The 15,091-nt window shown below is 65.6% G+C and carries 18 protein-coding genes; 9 read left to right on the forward strand and 9 right to left on the reverse strand.

Going from position 1 to position 15,091, the window contains the following annotated elements; translation table 11 throughout:
* Positions 1 to 113: 113 nt before the first annotated feature.
* The 5 genes from GV792_RS27990 (at position 114) to GV792_RS28010 (ending at position 5,216) form a co-directional block, all read left to right on the forward strand.
* Complete coding sequence (locus GV792_RS27990; RefSeq protein ID WP_163827989.1) at positions 114 to 1,745, forward strand: FAD-binding protein; 1,632 nt, start codon at positions 114 to 116, stop codon at positions 1,743 to 1,745.
* A 129-nt stretch (positions 1,746 to 1,874) separates the two neighbouring features.
* Positions 1,875 to 2,660: a 2-keto-4-pentenoate hydratase gene (locus tag GV792_RS27995; RefSeq protein ID WP_163828007.1), complete on the forward strand. Its 786-nt coding sequence runs from the start codon at positions 1,875 to 1,877 to the stop codon at positions 2,658 to 2,660.
* A 10-nt stretch (positions 2,661 to 2,670) separates the two neighbouring features.
* Positions 2,671 to 3,579 (forward strand): acetaldehyde dehydrogenase (acetylating), encoded by a 909-nt coding sequence (locus GV792_RS28000; protein WP_163827990.1) that lies wholly within the window; start codon positions 2,671 to 2,673, stop codon positions 3,577 to 3,579.
* A 12-nt stretch (positions 3,580 to 3,591) separates the two neighbouring features.
* Positions 3,592 to 4,629 (forward strand): 4-hydroxy-2-oxovalerate aldolase, encoded by a 1,038-nt coding sequence (gene dmpG / locus GV792_RS28005; protein ID WP_163827991.1) that lies wholly within the window; start codon positions 3,592 to 3,594, stop codon positions 4,627 to 4,629.
* A gap of 116 nt (positions 4,630 to 4,745) precedes the next feature.
* A complete protein-coding gene (locus GV792_RS28010) occupies positions 4,746 to 5,216 on the forward strand; it encodes a hypothetical protein (RefSeq protein WP_163827992.1) in 471 nt (156 codons plus the stop codon).
* Positions 5,217 to 5,283: 67 nt separating this feature from the next.
* Here GV792_RS28010 and GV792_RS28015 read toward each other — a convergent pair whose 3' ends face one another.
* The 3 genes from GV792_RS28015 to GV792_RS28025 form a co-directional block, all read right to left on the reverse strand.
* Complete coding sequence (locus GV792_RS28015; protein ID WP_163827993.1) at positions 5,284 to 5,703, reverse strand: PIN domain nuclease; 420 nt, start codon at positions 5,701 to 5,703, stop codon at positions 5,284 to 5,286.
* Positions 5,700 to 5,909: a type II toxin-antitoxin system VapB family antitoxin gene (locus GV792_RS28020; protein WP_163827994.1), complete on the reverse strand. Its 210-nt coding sequence runs from the start codon at positions 5,907 to 5,909 to the stop codon at positions 5,700 to 5,702. Before GV792_RS28020 ends, GV792_RS28015 begins: the two co-directional genes overlap by 4 nt.
* 84 nt (positions 5,910 to 5,993) lie before the next feature.
* A complete protein-coding gene (locus tag GV792_RS28025) occupies positions 5,994 to 6,794 on the reverse strand; it encodes a DUF1460 domain-containing protein (RefSeq protein WP_163827995.1) in 801 nt (266 codons plus the stop codon).
* A gap of 193 nt (positions 6,795 to 6,987) precedes the next feature.
* Between GV792_RS28025 and GV792_RS28030 the strand changes: the two genes are divergently transcribed.
* Positions 6,988 to 7,392: a hypothetical protein gene (locus tag GV792_RS28030; RefSeq protein ID WP_163827996.1), complete on the forward strand. Its 405-nt coding sequence runs from the start codon at positions 6,988 to 6,990 to the stop codon at positions 7,390 to 7,392.
* Here the strand turns inward: GV792_RS28030 and GV792_RS28035 are convergent.
* The 5 genes from GV792_RS28035 to hsaA form a co-directional block, all read right to left on the reverse strand.
* Positions 7,305 to 7,907 carry a YdeI/OmpD-associated family protein gene (locus tag GV792_RS28035; RefSeq protein WP_163827997.1) on the reverse strand — a complete coding sequence of 201 codons (603 nt, stop codon included), beginning with the start codon at positions 7,905 to 7,907 and terminating at the stop codon, positions 7,305 to 7,307. The genes GV792_RS28030 and GV792_RS28035 overlap by 88 nt on opposite strands.
* 232 nt (positions 7,908 to 8,139) lie before the next feature.
* Positions 8,140 to 8,742 carry a 3-hydroxy-9,10-secoandrosta-1,3,5(10)-triene-9,17-dione monooxygenase reductase subunit gene (gene hsaB, locus GV792_RS28040; RefSeq protein WP_163827998.1) on the reverse strand — a complete coding sequence of 201 codons (603 nt, stop codon included), beginning with the start codon at positions 8,740 to 8,742 and terminating at the stop codon, positions 8,140 to 8,142.
* A 2-nt stretch (positions 8,743 to 8,744) separates the two neighbouring features.
* Positions 8,745 to 9,644, reverse strand: a complete 900-nt coding sequence (hsaC, locus tag GV792_RS28045) for an iron-dependent extradiol dioxygenase HsaC (RefSeq protein ID WP_163827999.1) — start codon at positions 9,642 to 9,644, stop codon at positions 8,745 to 8,747.
* 2 nt (positions 9,645 to 9,646) lie between these two features.
* Positions 9,647 to 10,519, reverse strand: a complete 873-nt coding sequence (gene hsaD, locus GV792_RS28050; RefSeq protein ID WP_163828000.1) for a 4,5:9,10-diseco-3-hydroxy-5,9,17-trioxoandrosta-1(10),2-diene-4-oate hydrolase — start codon at positions 10,517 to 10,519, stop codon at positions 9,647 to 9,649.
* 1 nt (position 10,520) lies between these two features.
* Complete coding sequence (hsaA, locus tag GV792_RS28055; protein WP_163828001.1) at positions 10,521 to 11,684, reverse strand: 3-hydroxy-9,10-secoandrosta-1,3,5(10)-triene-9,17-dione monooxygenase oxygenase subunit; 1,164 nt, start codon at positions 11,682 to 11,684, stop codon at positions 10,521 to 10,523.
* A 194-nt stretch (positions 11,685 to 11,878) separates the two neighbouring features.
* On the opposite strand from hsaA, the gene GV792_RS28060 reads away from it, so the two are divergent.
* Entirely contained in the window at positions 11,879 to 13,096 is a 1,218-nt protein-coding gene (locus GV792_RS28060) for a Rieske 2Fe-2S domain-containing protein (protein WP_163828002.1), read from the forward strand.
* Positions 13,096 to 13,428 carry a hypothetical protein gene (locus GV792_RS28065; protein ID WP_163828003.1) on the forward strand — a complete coding sequence of 111 codons (333 nt, stop codon included), beginning with the start codon at positions 13,096 to 13,098 and terminating at the stop codon, positions 13,426 to 13,428. Before GV792_RS28060 ends, GV792_RS28065 begins: the two co-directional genes overlap by 1 nt.
* A 64-nt stretch (positions 13,429 to 13,492) precedes the next feature.
* On the opposite strand, the gene GV792_RS28070 is transcribed toward GV792_RS28065, so the two are convergent.
* Positions 13,493 to 14,539, reverse strand: a complete 1,047-nt coding sequence (locus GV792_RS28070; RefSeq protein WP_163828004.1) for a saccharopine dehydrogenase NADP-binding domain-containing protein — start codon at positions 14,537 to 14,539, stop codon at positions 13,493 to 13,495.
* Positions 14,540 to 14,636: 97 nt separating this feature from the next.
* Here GV792_RS28070 and GV792_RS28075 point away from each other — a divergent pair.
* Positions 14,637 to 15,091 (forward strand): cupin domain-containing protein (locus tag GV792_RS28075; RefSeq protein WP_163828005.1); only part of this gene is annotated, 455 nt, incomplete at its 3' end.

Consider the following 15,091-nt stretch of genomic DNA (forward strand, 5'->3'; position numbering starts at 1 on the left):
GGTTGGTGCGTATACCTTGCTAATCAGGGGTCGACGCAGCAGTCTTATCGTCAAGGAAACTCGTTCCAGTTTGGTGGCGAGTTCCGAAGTGGAGCGGAACCGGAGTGGAGTAGATGAGCCTCGATTGGGACATGTCCGCCGATGTGGTCGTCGTCGGGTACGGGGCTGCGGGCGCCAGCGCGGCGCTGGAAGCGGCCGCCGACGGGGCGCAGGTGCTGGTCCTGGAACGGTTCACCGGCGGAGGCGCGACCGCGCTGTCGGGCGGGATCATCTACGCCGGCGGGGGTACCTCCGTGCAACGTGAAGCAGGCGTCACCGATACCCCCGAGGCGATGCTGGCCTACCTCGAACGCGAGGTCGGCGACGCGGTGCGTCCCGAGACGCTGCGTCGCTTCGTGGACGAGAGCCCCGGCATGATCGACTGGCTGAAGGGACACGGCGTCCCGTTCGAGGCGTCGCTGTGCCCGTACAAGACGTCGTATCCGAACGACGACTACTACCTCTACTACTCCGGCAGCGAGATCTCCGGCGCCTTCTCCGATATCCCCGCAGCTCAGCGGGGCCATCGGGTGCACGGACCCGGGGTCTCCGGCAAGCAGTTGTCCGCGCCGCTGATCGCCGCGGCCTCGCGGGCCGGGGTCCGAGCCGAAACGCTCACCCAGGTCACCAAGCTGATCACCGACGACACCGGTGCCGTCATCGGCGTCGAAGCCCGCACCCTGCGCGAGGCGCCGGGCCGGATTCGCGACCGCTACACCCGCATGGCGAAGCTCGCCGCCAAGCCCGGCATCTACTACCCGCCGCTGCGCAAGGCGCTGGAGCAGCGGATGGCGAAGCTGGACGAGCGCTACCGCACCACCATCCGGGTGCTTGCCCGGCGCGGTGTCGTGGTCAGCGCCGGCGGTTTCATCGCCAACCGCGCGATGGTGGCCGAACACGCCCCCGCCTACAAGGGCGGCATGGCGCTCGGCACCACCGGCGACGACGGCAGCGGCATCACGATGGCCGAGAGCGTCGGCGCGGCCACCGACCGAATGAGCAATGTCTCGGCGTGGCGGTTCCTGCTGCCGCCCAGCGTGTTCACCGGTGCCGTCCTGGTCGACGGGCAGGGCCGCCGCGTCATCGACGAAACCCGCTACGGCGCAGCCGTCGGCAACGCGCTGGTCAACAAGCATGGCGGTACCGGCTGGCTGCTGGCCGACGATGCGATGATGCGCACCGCCATCCGCCAGATCGGCGCCCAGGGCACCTGGTTCCAGCGCGCCCAGTTCGAGCCGCTGCGGCGCAGCGCCAAACGCGGCGCCACCATCGAGCAGGCCGCGGCCAAGGCGGGTATCGATCCCGCAGGCCTGCGCGCAACCGTCGACGCCTACAACGAGGCCATCGCGGCCGGCACGCCCGACCCGGTGGGCAAGCCGGCCGAGTACACCACCCCGCTGCGGACCGGCCCGTTCTGGCTGCTCAACGTGTCCATTCGCCCGAGCGTGATCAACCCCTGCCCGATGCTGACTCTCGGCGGCGTCGTCGTCGACGAGGACACCGGCGCCGTGCGATCGGCGGACGGAACCGATATCCCTGGCCTGTACGCGGCCGGACGCACCGCCGTCGGCATCTGCTCGGAGTCCTACGTCAGCGGGCTGTCACTGGCCGACTGCGTGTTCTCCGGACGTCGTGCGGGACGGTCGGCGGCGGGCGTGCGCAACCTCCGGCGCGATCCGGCAACAGCGGAAAGGAACCCCTCATGAGCGGTCGGCAACGAACCACAGAGGGACCCGCTCATGAGAAAGGAACCCCTCTCATGAGCGGTCGAGCCCGGAGGCGGCAGCGAAGCGTAACCATGGTGGGCTCCGCTCATGAGAGAAAGGGATACTGACGTGCTGTCCGATGCGGTACGAACCGAACTGGCCGACGAACTCGAGCGCGCCGAACGCGACCGGGTCGCCATCGATCCGCTGGTCGCCCGGCATCCCGATATCGACGTCGTCGACGCCTACGAGATCCAGCTGATCAATATCCGGCGCAGGCTCGACAGCGGCGCGAGGGTGGTCGGGCACAAGGTGGGCCTGTCCTCGAAGGCGATGCAGGAGATGATGGGCGTCGACGAACCGGACTACGGGCATCTGCTCGCGGAAATGGAAGTCTACGAAGACGTTCCCGTCGAAGCCGATCGCTACCTGTTCCCGCGCGTGGAGGTGGAGGTCGGGTTCGTGCTCGGCGCCGATCTGCCCGGTGCGGACTGCACCGAAGAAGACGTGCTCGCCGCGACCGTCGCCTACGCACCGTCGATCGAACTCATCGACTCGCGGATCAAGGACTGGAACATCGGCCTCGCCGACACCATCTCCGACAATGCCTCCTCCGCCGGCTTCGTGCTCGGCAAGGAGCGGGTGGCGCCCAAGGACATCGACATCAAGTCGATCGACGCGGTGCTCACCCGCAACGGTGAGGTCATCGCCGAAGGCCGCAGTGATGCGGTGCTCGGTGATCCGGTCATCGCGGTGGCGTGGCTGGCCCGCAAGGTCGCGAGCTTCGGGGTCCGGTTGAAGGCGGGCGATGTCGTCCTGCCCGGTTCCTGCACGCGCGCCATCGACGCGCGTCCCGGAGATGCTTTCCATGCCGAGTTCGCCGGACTCGGTTCTGTCCGTTTGCAATTCACGTAGGAGGTATGTCGTGTCCGAAGGGACCGTCACCGCCGCGATCGTCGGGTCCGGCAACATCAGCACCGATCTGCTGTACAAACTGCTCCGCTCGGAGCACATCGAACCGCGCTGGATGATCGGCATCGATCCCGAGAGCGAAGGCTTGAAGCGCGCCCGCGGGCTGGGTCTGGAGACCTCGCACGAGGGTGTGGACTGGCTGCTCGGCCAATCCGAACTCCCCGATATGGTCTTCGAGGCCACCTCGGCGTACGTGCACCGCGATGCGGCGCCGAAGTACGCCGAGAAGGGGATTCGCGCAGTCGACCTCACCCCCGCCGCCGTCGGGCCCGCCGTGGTGCCGCCGGTGAACCTCGGGGCCAATATCGACGCCCCGAACGTCAACATGATCACCTGTGGTGGTCAGGCGACCATTCCGATCGTCGCGGCAGTGTCGCGTGTGGTTCCGGTGCCCTACGCCGAAATCGTCGCGTCGGTGTCCTCGGTGTCGGCCGGGCCCGGCACCCGAGCCAACATCGACGAGTTCACCAAGACCACCAGCCGTGGCGTGCAGACCATCGGTGGCGCCGAACGCGGTAAGGCCATCATCATCCTGAACCCGGCCGAGCCGCCGATGATCATGCGCGACACCATTTTCTGCGCCATCCCCGACGACGCCGACACCGATGCGATCGCCGACTCCATCCACCGGATGGTCGCCGACATCCAGCAGTACGTGCCCGGCTACCGGCTGCTCAATGAGCCCCAGTTCGACGAGCCGTCGGTGGTATCCGGTGGCATGGCGAAGGTGTCGGTCTTCGTCGAGGTCGAAGGGGCGGGCGACTTCCTGCCGCCCTATGCGGGCAACCTCGACATCATGACCGCCGCCGCCACCAGGGTCGGCGAGGTCATGGCCAAGCAGATCGCCTCGGCACGGGTGTAAGGAGCGTTCCCCATGGCTTTTTCAGCTGAACTCGATATTCGCGTCACCGACACATCGCTGCGTGACGGATCCCATCACAAGCGCCACCAGTTCACCGCGACCGAGGTGCGTGACATCGTCACCGCGCTCGACGGCGCCGGTGTCCCGGTCATCGAGGTCACCCACGGTGACGGCCTCGGCGGCTCCTCGTTCAACTACGGGTTCTCCAAAACCCCGGAACAGGAACTGATCACCATCGCGGCCGAGACCGCGAAGCAGGCCAAGATCGCGGTGCTCATGCTGCCCGGCGTCGGCGTCAAGGAAGACATCAAGATCTCCCAGGACAACGGCGCGAGCATCTGCCGCATCGCCACCCACTGCACCGAGGCCGACGTCTCCATCCAGCACTTCGGCCTGGCCCGTGAACTCGGCCTGGAAACCGTCGGCTTCCTGATGATGTCGCACACCCAGCCGCCCGAGGCGCTGGCCAAGCAGGCCAGGATCATGGCCGACGCGGGTTGCCAGTGCGTGTACGTGGTCGATTCGGCCGGCGCGCTCGTGCTCGAGCAGGTCTCCGATCGGGTCGCCGCGCTGGTCGCCGAACTCGGCAACGACGCGCAGGTCGGCTTCCACGGTCACGAGAACATGGACCTCGCCGTGGCGAACTCGATCTACGCCATCCGCGCGGGCGCCACCCAGATCGATGGCAGCGCCCGTCGATTCGGTGCGGGCGCGGGCAACACCCCCGTGGAAGCGCTGGTCGGTGTCTGCGACAAGCTCGATATCACGACCGGCATCGACTTCTTCGCCATGGCCGACGCCGCCGAGGACGTCGTCCGCCCGGCCATGCCCGCCGAATGCCTGCTCGACCGTCAGTCCCTGATGATGGGCTACGCGGGCGTCTACTCCAGCTTCCTGCGCCACGCCGAACGCCAGGCCGAACGCTACGGAGTCTCGGCCGCGGAAATGCTCGTCCGCGCAGGCAAGCGCAAGCTCGTCGGCGGACAGGAAGACCAGCTCATCGACATTGCGCTGGAACTTCAGCGGGAACAGGCGCCAGTCACCGCCTGATCCCGTCCGAAACGGGCCGCGAACGTAAACCCCTCGCGTTCGCGGCCCGTTTTGTTGTGTCGGGGCCGATCCCCACCCAAAGGCTGGCATGCCATGATTTTGCTAGGGATCATGGCATGACGATGTTCCAGGTCAGCGATCTTGCAGGTGCGCGGCGCCGCGAGTTCCTCGACGAGGCGAAACGTTCGTCGGCGTCGCTGCGGGACACCGACGGATCAGTGCTTGTCATGCTCGCGGCCCAGCGCATAGCCGCGCTGCGTGAAGCGGCCGCCGTCACCCAGCAGCTGTTCACGGCCGAGGCTGTACTCGCCCGGACCGACGCACCAACTCCCGTCGAGCTCGGTGGGCTGGCGTGGCTGTCCGAGTTCGACCCGGACGATAGGGACGAGGCTTTGGCGGAGATCCGTAACGCGGTAGTGCTGACACTGACATCGGAAGACCCCGTGCCATTGCGAGAGGCGTTGCACGCCTGGGTGACAACAGCGTCGGTTATGCGCGCCCAGTCCCGCCGTGCCGTGCGCACTGGCTCAGACGACGAATCCGACTACGTCGAGGTGGATGCTCCCCGATCGAGCAGCGATGATTGACCGCGATCCCCGCTAGGTGCAAACCGGCCACTTGCGGGGTATGTCATACCGCTTCATCCACTTGTAATCACGCGATGGTGCCTTGCGGCGAAATCCATTGAGTCGGTTGACCAGTTGTCTTGGCGACGGTCTCGAAATCGCGGTCGTAGTGCAGGATCGTCAGGTTGTTGGCTTCCGCGGTTGCTGCTATCAGTAGGTCGACAACGCCAGCGCTGCGATGATGCCCCTGCTCGGTGAGTAGCTGTTGCACCTGGTGAGTGCGCGACCAGGCATTTTCCGGGGTGGCGACCCAGCCGAACAACTCACCGAGGGTCTCTTTTTTGCGCAACCGATCGGCCAGCGACCGGGCTGTGAACAGCAGCTCCAACTCGACAGGATCGCAGAGTGCCACGACTCCAGCGGTGACGGTCTCGTGCCAGGCTTTCCGTACGGTTGGGTTGAGGAGGAGGCGGGCGGCTGCCGAAGTATCGATGAGGTAGCTGATCACCGCCGGTATTCGTCCTTGTCGAGCAGCATGTCGAAGTCACCCTGCTCGGCCATCTCGGTTAGCTCATTCAGCGCTTTGACTCGCTTGAGTCGCTGCGCGATCTCGGCGAGTGCCGCGTTCACTGTGTCTTTCTTGGTGGTTGTGCCGAGCAGCTGTTGTGCTTCGGCGAGTGCTTGGTCATCGACGTCGATCAGGAGCTTGGACATTGTGCCGCCTCGATATATGAGATATATGCCTTAGATATGCAGAATATCTCGCGTTGTCACTGTGGGCAAGCACGGGTCGACGGATTATCGCGGGCGGAGGACGAGGATCCCGGGCGTCGCGCGGACATAGTCCAGCAATGGTGTATCGACGACCTTGTTGTCGGCAGGCAAGGACGACGTATTGCGGAAAACCGGTCCATCCGGGGTGGCGACGAATATCCCGACGTGGCTGACATCGAGTCCCGGTTGGTCGGCGTAGGCGCCGATGTAGTCGCCGGTGCGCAGACCTGCGATGACCGCGTCGTCGACCGCTGAGCTGGGGATGTGGGTGATTGCGCGTTCTACTACCGGCAGGCCGGGGAGGTAGGTGGTGCCGTCGGCCTTCGCGTTGAGGTGCACGGTGGTCGTGATCGCATCGGGGGACAGGGTGGCGGTGATGTCCGTGGCGGCGGTGCGTTGGGTGTGCGCCCAATCGGTGAAGAAGTGTTTGCGCCGGGCGAATTCGACTCGACCACCTGCGTACCGGGTTTCGATCAGGTTCGTCGTGAACTCGTCGCGGGTGCTGGAGCGGCTGAGCGCTTCGACGTAGTCGAGGTAGGTGAAGCAGTCGACACTGCGGAAGTCGACGACGAGCTGTTCCGGTTCGGTCGCCGAACCGATGAGCATGTTCGCGCCATACGGCGTCCCGAGGAACTGCCTGGACAGCAGCTCGATCAGCTCACCCTTGCTCTGCGTCGCCGCACCGGCTCGCACGACCAGCATGTTATCGATCCGGCGCGCGGTGATGTCGTCGGTGTTCGGCGCGGCGACTGCGCCGGGCACCAGCACCGCAGGTCCGCAGACAAGCGCCAGCAGTATCAGCAACGCGCGGACGATGATGCGCAACTCGCCTCCCGGTCGGTATGCATGCGGTCGGTAGTTCACGGTAGGCCCCGGGGCCGCCTCTGGACCGGGAGTTGGCGCAAACAGCGTCTGGGCCGATCACGGGCGAGGCTCTGCGAAACCGCTTCAGTACTGAGAAGGCGACATTCGGCGAGTCGTCGACGATGGCCGAATGGAATGGTCTGAACTCGCACAGTTGGTCGCCCTCGAATTGCGCAAGGTCGGCTTGCCGCGCGTGGACTACGAGGCGAAGCGCAACGTGGGCGGGATCGCGATCGGTGTGGAACCCGACGAGACACCTCCTGTCTCGGTGGCATGGATCGTCTCCGAGGATTTGTATGACGAAGGGCAACAGGCGATGGACCGTTTGCTCTCGCCCTCCGAGCATCACCGACCTCAGCAGGAACGGCTGGATGAACTGTTCTTCTCCTCGCGCTACGGCTACGCCGATCAAGTCCGTCGCATCATGGCGGCGGCGATTCACGGGATCCTCGTGGCCGCGGGGTTCGACGCTCAGGTGCGGGAGGACGACACGCACCCCGGGACGACCGTGGATGTATTCGACTGGGCCGAAAGCTCCTCGATGATTCGGCGCAACTGATTCGCGCGCCGCACTTGCGTCGAGGCTTTCATCAGCCGCAGAAACAGCGCGTATTGCCCGGTGCGGTCGAGCGAATCGAACTGTTCCCGAGCAGCCGGATCCCGATCCAGCGCTGCCGCGAGATCCTCGGGAATCGTGGCCTCGCGCTGCGACGCGTACGCCGCCTCCCACCGCCCATCGGCCCGCGCGGCCTCGACTGCCGCCAGCCCCGGCGCCCGCATCCGCCCCGCCGCCATCAAGGCCTCGACCTTCGCGACATTGACCTGCGACCAGGGGCTGCGCGCCCGCCGCGGCGAATAGCGCTGCACGTAATGATTCGCGTCGTATCCACGCCGGACACTATCGATCCATCCGTAGCAGAGAGCACCATCCAGGGCCTCGCTCAGCGTGATCGTGGTGCTTGCTGCGCCCTTCTTGGCGATCTTGACCCAAACGTCCTTGGCGTGGTCATGGTGTGCCGACAGCCACGACTCCCACTCGGCGGTGTCGGTGCAGGTGATCACGGTGTCGTTCATGTCGTCTCCCGGGTCCGTTCATTCGATTCGACTCCATCCTCCGCAGATAAGTGCTCAACAACTGAGCACTTATGATTTCGGATGTTGGCAGTTCGACCCGAGCCCAGGTCGGGTTGTCCCGGCTGGGCTGGACCACGATGCCGATCGATACATCCCCGAACACGACAAAGCCCGGCCGGAATCTGCGAGCCCGGCCGGGCTTGGATGCGGACGAATCCGCGATGTCGTGCTCCTACAACCAGGTATCCAATGTGGTCGTGGTCAGGAAATGCTCCAGATCCGCCCGCCACGGCGCCGGCACCGTCTTGTCCGGTTCGATGGCGGTGTACTGCCCGCGGTAGAACAACAGCGGCCTGCCGGAGGTGGTCGACTCCGACAGGGCCAGCACACGGCCGATCACGATGTGGTGATCGCCGCCGTCGACGACGCGGTCCACCGAACACTGGATGGTGGCCAGGGCGCCGTCAAGGAGCGGTAGCTCCAGTTCAGAGGTGCGCCAGTTGATTTCGGCGAACTTGTCCGGCTCGCGGGAACCGAAGCGGGCGCACACCTGCTGCTGTTCTTCGGCGAGGACGTTCGCGCAGAAGCGTCCGTTGCGTTCGATCGCGGCCCATGAGCGCGAGCCCTTGGTGGGGCAGAACAGCACCAGCGGTGGGTCGAGCGACAGGGCGGCGAACGACTGGCAGGCGAAGCCGATCGGCGTCTTCTCCGCATCGTCACCGTCGAAGGTGGTGATGACGGTGATGCCGGTGCAGAACTGCCCCAGCACATTCCGGAACTGGCGACCGTCGATCTCCGGGTATTCCTGCGTAGTCACTTCCGCCCCGTCGCTCATCGTTATTTCATCCCAACGGTGAAGTCGTGGCCCCACAGAGACACCGCGGTGGATTCACGCGCGATCCAGGCGTGGTCGTCGACTTCCAGACCTTCACAACCGAATTCGATATCGAACCCGCCGGGAGTCTTCATGTAGAAAGACAGCATCTTGTCGTTGATGTGACGGCCGAGGGTGGCCGACATCTTCACCTTCTTGCGCGCCGCGCGATCGAGGCAGAGCCCGACGTCGTCGGAGTTCTCCACCTCGAGCATGAGATGGACGATGCCGGTCGAATTGGGCAGCGGCAGGAAGGCCAGCGAGTGATGGCGCGGGTTGCAGCCGTAGAACCGCAGCCACGCCGGATCGCCGTCGGCGGGCCTGCCGACCATCTGCGGAGGCAGCCGCATCGAGTCGCGCAACCGGAAGCCGAGCACGTCCTGGTAGAACACCTGAGCCGCGGCATCGTCGGTGCAGGTCAGCACCACATGTCCGAGGCCCTGCTCTTCGGTCACGAACTTGTGCCCGTAGGGGCTGACGAACCGGCGTGCCAGGTACTGCGCCCCGTGGAAGGCCTCCAGCGTATTGCCGGAGGGGTCCTCGAACCGGATCATGTTCTCGACCCGGCGCTCGGCGAGCTCCTCCTTGGTGGCCTCCTTGAAGGCGACCCCGGCGGCGGAGAGAGTTTCCCGAAGCTCCTGTAGTGCAGGCGCATCGGTGACCTCCCAGCCGGAGACCTGCAACCGGTCCTTCTCACCGGGCACGATCACCAGGCGCGCCGGGAAATCATCCATCCGCAAGTAGAGGTTGTCGGTATCGGGACCGGGTGCCTCCATCATGCCGAGCACTTTGAGGCCGTACTCGCGCCAGGCCGCCATATCGGTGGCCTCGATCCGCATATATCCGAGCGCGCGAATCCCCATGGCTATTTCACCCCGTTCAAGAAATCCGTTGCCAGCCGGTTGAACTCGGCGAACTTCTCCAGCTGGGCCCAATGCCCGCAGCCACCGAACACGTGCAGCTGTGCCCGCGGGATCGACTTCAACGCCACCAGCGCGCCGTCGAGCGGGTTGACCCGGTCCTCACGGCCCCAGATCAGCAGCACCGGCTGACGCAGCTTGTAAGCGTCACGCCACAGCATGCCCTTCTCGAAATCGGCACTCGCGAAGGACTTGCCCATGGCCTTCATGGCGGCGATCGATTCCGGCGTGCCCGCCGCGGCGAAACGCTCATCGATCAACTCGTCGGTGACCATCGACTGGTCGAACACCATGATCCGGATGAACGCTTCGATGTTCTCGCGCGTCGGCTCATAGGTGAACCTCGACAGCAGCCGCACGCCCTCGGTGGGGTCGGGCGCGAACAGGTTGGTGCTCAGCCCGCCCGGGCCCATGAGGATGAGTTTGCCTGCGCGGTCGGGGAAATCGAGCGCGAACCGCACCGCGGTGCCGCCGCCGAGGGAATTGCCCAGCAGATGCACCCGCTCGGTGATGCCGAGCTGATCGAGCAGGTCCTTCAGTGCGGTCGAGCTGTGCACGTAGTACTGCGGATGGTCGGTCGGCTTATCGGACTGTCCGTATCCGGGCTGGTCGACGGCGATGACGTGAAAGTCCCGCGCCAGCACCGGGATATTGCGCGAGAAGTTCGACCACGAGGACGCTCCGGGCCCGCCGCCGTGCAGCAGCACGATCGTGGGGCCGTTGCCGACGCCCGCCTCGTGGTAGTGCAGCTTCAGGTCCGGTCGCACCTGGGCGAACCGGGAGGTCGACTCGAAGGTGAGCTCGGTGGTCGAGGTCACGTCACACCATCCCGTCGGTGACCGGCAGACCGAATTCGTGCGCGCCGTACATCAGGTAGGCGCGCTCGGGATCGTTGGAGGCGTGCACCCGGCCCGCGTGCGCGTCACGCCAGAACCGCTGCAGCGGTGTGCCGTTGGCGAGGGCGGTGGCGCCGGAGCTCTCGAACAGCTTGTCGATCGAGGCGATGGCCCGGCCGGTGGCGCGGACCTGGTCACGCCGGGCGCGCACCCGCAGGTCGAACGGGATCTCCTTGCCCTCGAGCAGCAGGGCGTACTCGTCGGCGACATTGCCGGCCAGCTGACGCCACGCGGCATCGATATCGCTGGAGGCCTCGGCGATGCGGATCTTGGTGAACGGATCTTCCTTGGACTTCTCGCCGGCGTAGGCCGCACGCACCCGCTTGCCCTGGTGCTCGACATGGGCGGCGTAGGCGCCGTAGGCCATCCCGACGATCGGCGCGGAGATGGTGGTGGGATGGATGGTGCCCCACGGCATCTTGTACACCGGGTCGGTGTTCTGCTCCAGGCCGGGCGAGGCCAGATCGTTCATCGTCTTGTAGCTGAGGAACCGGTGCCGCGGCACGAACACGTCCTCGACCACCAGGGTGTTGGAGCCGGTGCCGCGCAGGCCGACGACGTTCCACACGTCGTCGATGCGGTATTCGGAGCGGGGGATGAGGAAGCTGCCGAAGTCGACCGGGCGACCGTCCTTGATCACCGGTCCGCCGACGAAGGTCCAGTCGGCGTGGTCGGAGCCCGAGGACCAGGCCCAGGAGCCGCTGACCCGGTAACCCCCCTCGACGACGGTGCCCGCGCCCATCGGCGCGTACGAGGAGGAGATGCGGACGTCGGTGTCGTCGCCCCACACCTCTTCCTGCGCCTGCTGCGAGAACAGCGCGAGGTGCCAGTTGTGCACGCCGATGATGCCTGCCACCCAGCCGGTGGATCCGCACGCGCTGGCGAGCTTGCGGACAGTGTCGTAGAAGATCACCGGATCGGCGGCGTACCCACCCCACTGCTTGGGCTGGAGCAGCTTGAAGAAGCCGGTCTCCTGCAGTGCCTTCATGGTTTCGTCTGGGATGCGCCGCAGGTCCTCGGCCTCTTGCGCGTGTTCGCGCAGCATCGGCAACAGCGCTTCGACCCGTTCGGTCACTTCTTGCGTCATCTCCGGACCTGCTCCTGCCTTGGTTGGTAACCGGTACTCATTTGTCTCTGAGACTAGAACACGTTCTTATTTATGTCGAGAACAGGTGTTCATCGCGGGGTTTTGCACGGCATGCGCAGGAAGTAGGCGCTATCGCTGGCGTGGAACGCGACATTTTTGTAACGTGTTCTAGTACAGAAGGAGGAGGATTCGCGATGGCAGTTACCCCACAGGGGAGCGGTGCGAAGGTTCGAGAGCTGGATGTCGGCTCGGCGCCCACCCGATACGCGCGGGGATGGCATTGTCTGGGTCTGGCCAAGACGTTCCGTGACGGCAAACCGCATTCGGTCAATGCGTTCGGCACCAAACTCGTCGTTTGGGCCGACACCGCGGGCGAACTGCGTGTGCTCGATGCCTACTGCAGGCATATGGGCGGCGACCTGAGCATGGGCGAGGTCAAGGGCGACGACATCGCCTGCCCCTTCCATGACTGGCGCTGGGGCGCGAGTGGCAAATGCACCTCGATTCCGTACGCGCGTCGAGTGCCACCACTGGCACGGACCAGGAAGTGGACCACCCTCGAGCGCAACGGCCAGTTGTTCGTCTGGCACGACCATGAGGGCAACCCGCCACCGCCCGAGGTCGCGATCCCCTACATCAAGGGCCCCTACACCGATGCCGAGGGCAATCCGGTCGAGGAGCTGAACGATGACTGGACCGAATGGACCTGGAACTCGCTGGTGATCGAGGGCGCCAACTGCCGCGAGATCATCGACAACGTCGTCGACATGGCCCACTTCTTCTACATCCACTTCGCCTTCCCGACCTACTTCAAGAATGTGTTCGAAGGTCACGTCGCGACCCAGTTCCTGGAGACCAAGGGCCGCCCGGATGTGGGAATCGCGGCCAAGTACGGCGGAGACAACCTGCTCAAGTCGGAGGCGTCGTACTTCGGCCCTTCCTACATGATCAACCCGCTGGTCAACATCTATGGCGGTTACGAGATCACGGTCAACCTGATCAACTGCCATTATCCGGTCGATCAGGATTCGTTCGTCCTGCAGTGGGGCCTCAGCGTCGAGAAGCCGAAGGGTCTCGATGACGCAACGGCGGCAAAGCTCGCCAAGAGCATGACCACCTTCTTCGGTGACGGCTTCCTCCAGGATGTCGAGATCTGGAAGCACAAGTCCAAGGTCGACAACCCGCTGCTATGCGAGGAGGACGGCCCGGTCTACCAGCTGCGTCGCTGGTACGAGCAGTTCTACGTCGACGCCGCCGACGTGACCGAGAAGATGACCCAGCGCTTCGAGTTCGAGGTCGACACCACCAAGGCCAACGAAGCGTGGGAAGCCGAGGTCGCCGAGAACCTGCGCCGTAAGGCCGAGGTCGAGGCCGCAGAGGCCGATTCGGCCGCCGCGGAGGCGGGTGTGTAATGACCGCGACCTGGGCGAAAGCACCCGACTTCGCCGACCAACCGGCGCGGCGAGCCGCGGTCGCCGCCCAGACGGTCGTCGACAAGTCGCGGTACCTGGAGGAGGGGCTGACTCCGCTGCGGTGCCTGACCTGTCAGAGCGAGGTTCTGGTGCGCAAGAGCAGTTCGCATCAGACCTCGATCCAGTGGAAAGGTGACCCCGCCGCCCGCTGCCCGGTCTACGCCAAGCTCGCCGAGCAGGGCGCCGGACCGGGACGACCCGAATCCTGCGCAGATCTCGACCGGACCATCACATGGGCGGTCGACGAAGGGGTGATCGACATCGCCGAGTAGTGGTCGGTGATGAGGACGGGGCGAGGAGGTGACTCCTCGCCCCGTCGTCGTTTCTCGGCAATGGTCACAACAGTTCGATGCGCCAGGTGATGCCGTGCGGCGCCAGGGCATCGAGGAAGTCCTCGGCGTCGAAGGCTTCGGCCGCGGCGAGCGCACCCGGCTTGGTGGTGTTCGCGGCGAGCCGGACCGCGGCCTCGACCGCCATCAGCGCCGAATCGCGGTAGGAGTCGAGGCCGCTGAGTACACCGCGCACGGACTTGTCCGGCCCCTCGGCATCGACGACGAGGTCGTAGCGCATATCCGCGGCAGGGTCGGGCGTCGCGGGCAGCGTCGCGACGATCTCGGCGGTCAACGCCGCCAAGCCCTCGGGAAGCCCGCCGGGCAGCAGCCCTGTCACCGAGGCGACCTCGCTGTGTCGCGGGATGGTGAGAACCGGGGTCACCGGGAATTTCGCGGCGGGCTTCAGCTCGTCGGCCGGGTAGCGCAGCTCGGTGACCTGAGGCCTGCCGGTCTGCCGGGATCCGTGCGCGTAGTGCCAGCCGCCCTCTCGGAACCAGTCCACGCTGGCCAGGACGGTCTGGGCACTGCCGCGGGAACCGTCTCCCTCCCCTTTGCTGTGATGGCTGATCGTGATATCGGCCCCGCCGCCGACGCGTCGGCTGGTCAGGTGGCCGAGCAGGTCGCCGGGCAGATTGCTGTCGGTCACCGCGGGCACGAGGGTGATGCCTGCGGCCTCGGCGCGTGCGGAGTAGTCCTGGAAGACCTTGTGCACGAACAGTTGTTCGCCGGACAGATCCGTGTAGTGCGCGTCCGCGTCGATCGCGGCCGACAGTACTGCCTCGCCGTTGGTGACGTAGGCGGGCAGGCTGCTGATGACGACATCGGCATCGCGGAACGCGGCCACCATGGCGTCGTGATCATCGAGGGCGGCCACCCGGATATCGGCGTCGGTCAGGTCGGCCGCGGTCGCGGCGGCGCGCAGGCGGTCCACGTTGCGCCCGACCAGGGTCGGAATGAGCTCGCGGCGGCGGAGTTCAGCGAGCAGGTACCCGCCAGTGTGGCCCGTGGCGCCGTAGACGGCGATGGACTTGGTGGAGTTCGTGTTCGTCATGGTCATAACCGTATGCCGCTGAATTGATTGTATGAATGCTTTAATTGCTCTACTTCATGTCTGAAACGCTCATGTTGTGAGCTGTAGAGTTATTCGGGTGGACATCCTCAGCGACACCATCGCGGCGATCCGGACCGGCAGCCCCACCTCCGGGATGTTCGCCCGGCACGCGCCATGGGGCCGCCGGTACCCCGTGGTGCCAGGGGCGGGTTTCCATGTGGTGCTGCAAGGTTCGTGCTTGGCGGTCCCACCAGGATCCGAACCGATCGCACTCGGTGCCGGTGACGTGCTGTTCATGCCGCGCGGCGCCGACCACGACCTGATCGATAGCCCATCGTCACTGGTCACCGAGACGGCCCATCCGGGGGAGCCACGTGAGATCGCCGGGCCCGGTGTGCGCACCGCGCTGCTGTGCGGTGCGTATGAACTTGGCAGGCGCCGCAGCCATCCGCTGCTCAACGAACTACCCGAGTTCATCCATCTGCCCGCCCGCCCCGCGACCGGTCTCGCCGTCATCAGCTGGGGCCTGGCCCATGAGCGCTACTCGGTGGC

Source organism: Nocardia cyriacigeorgica, assembly GCF_010868145.1.
GTDB lineage: Bacteria > Actinomycetota > Actinomycetes > Mycobacteriales > Mycobacteriaceae > Nocardia > Nocardia cyriacigeorgica_D.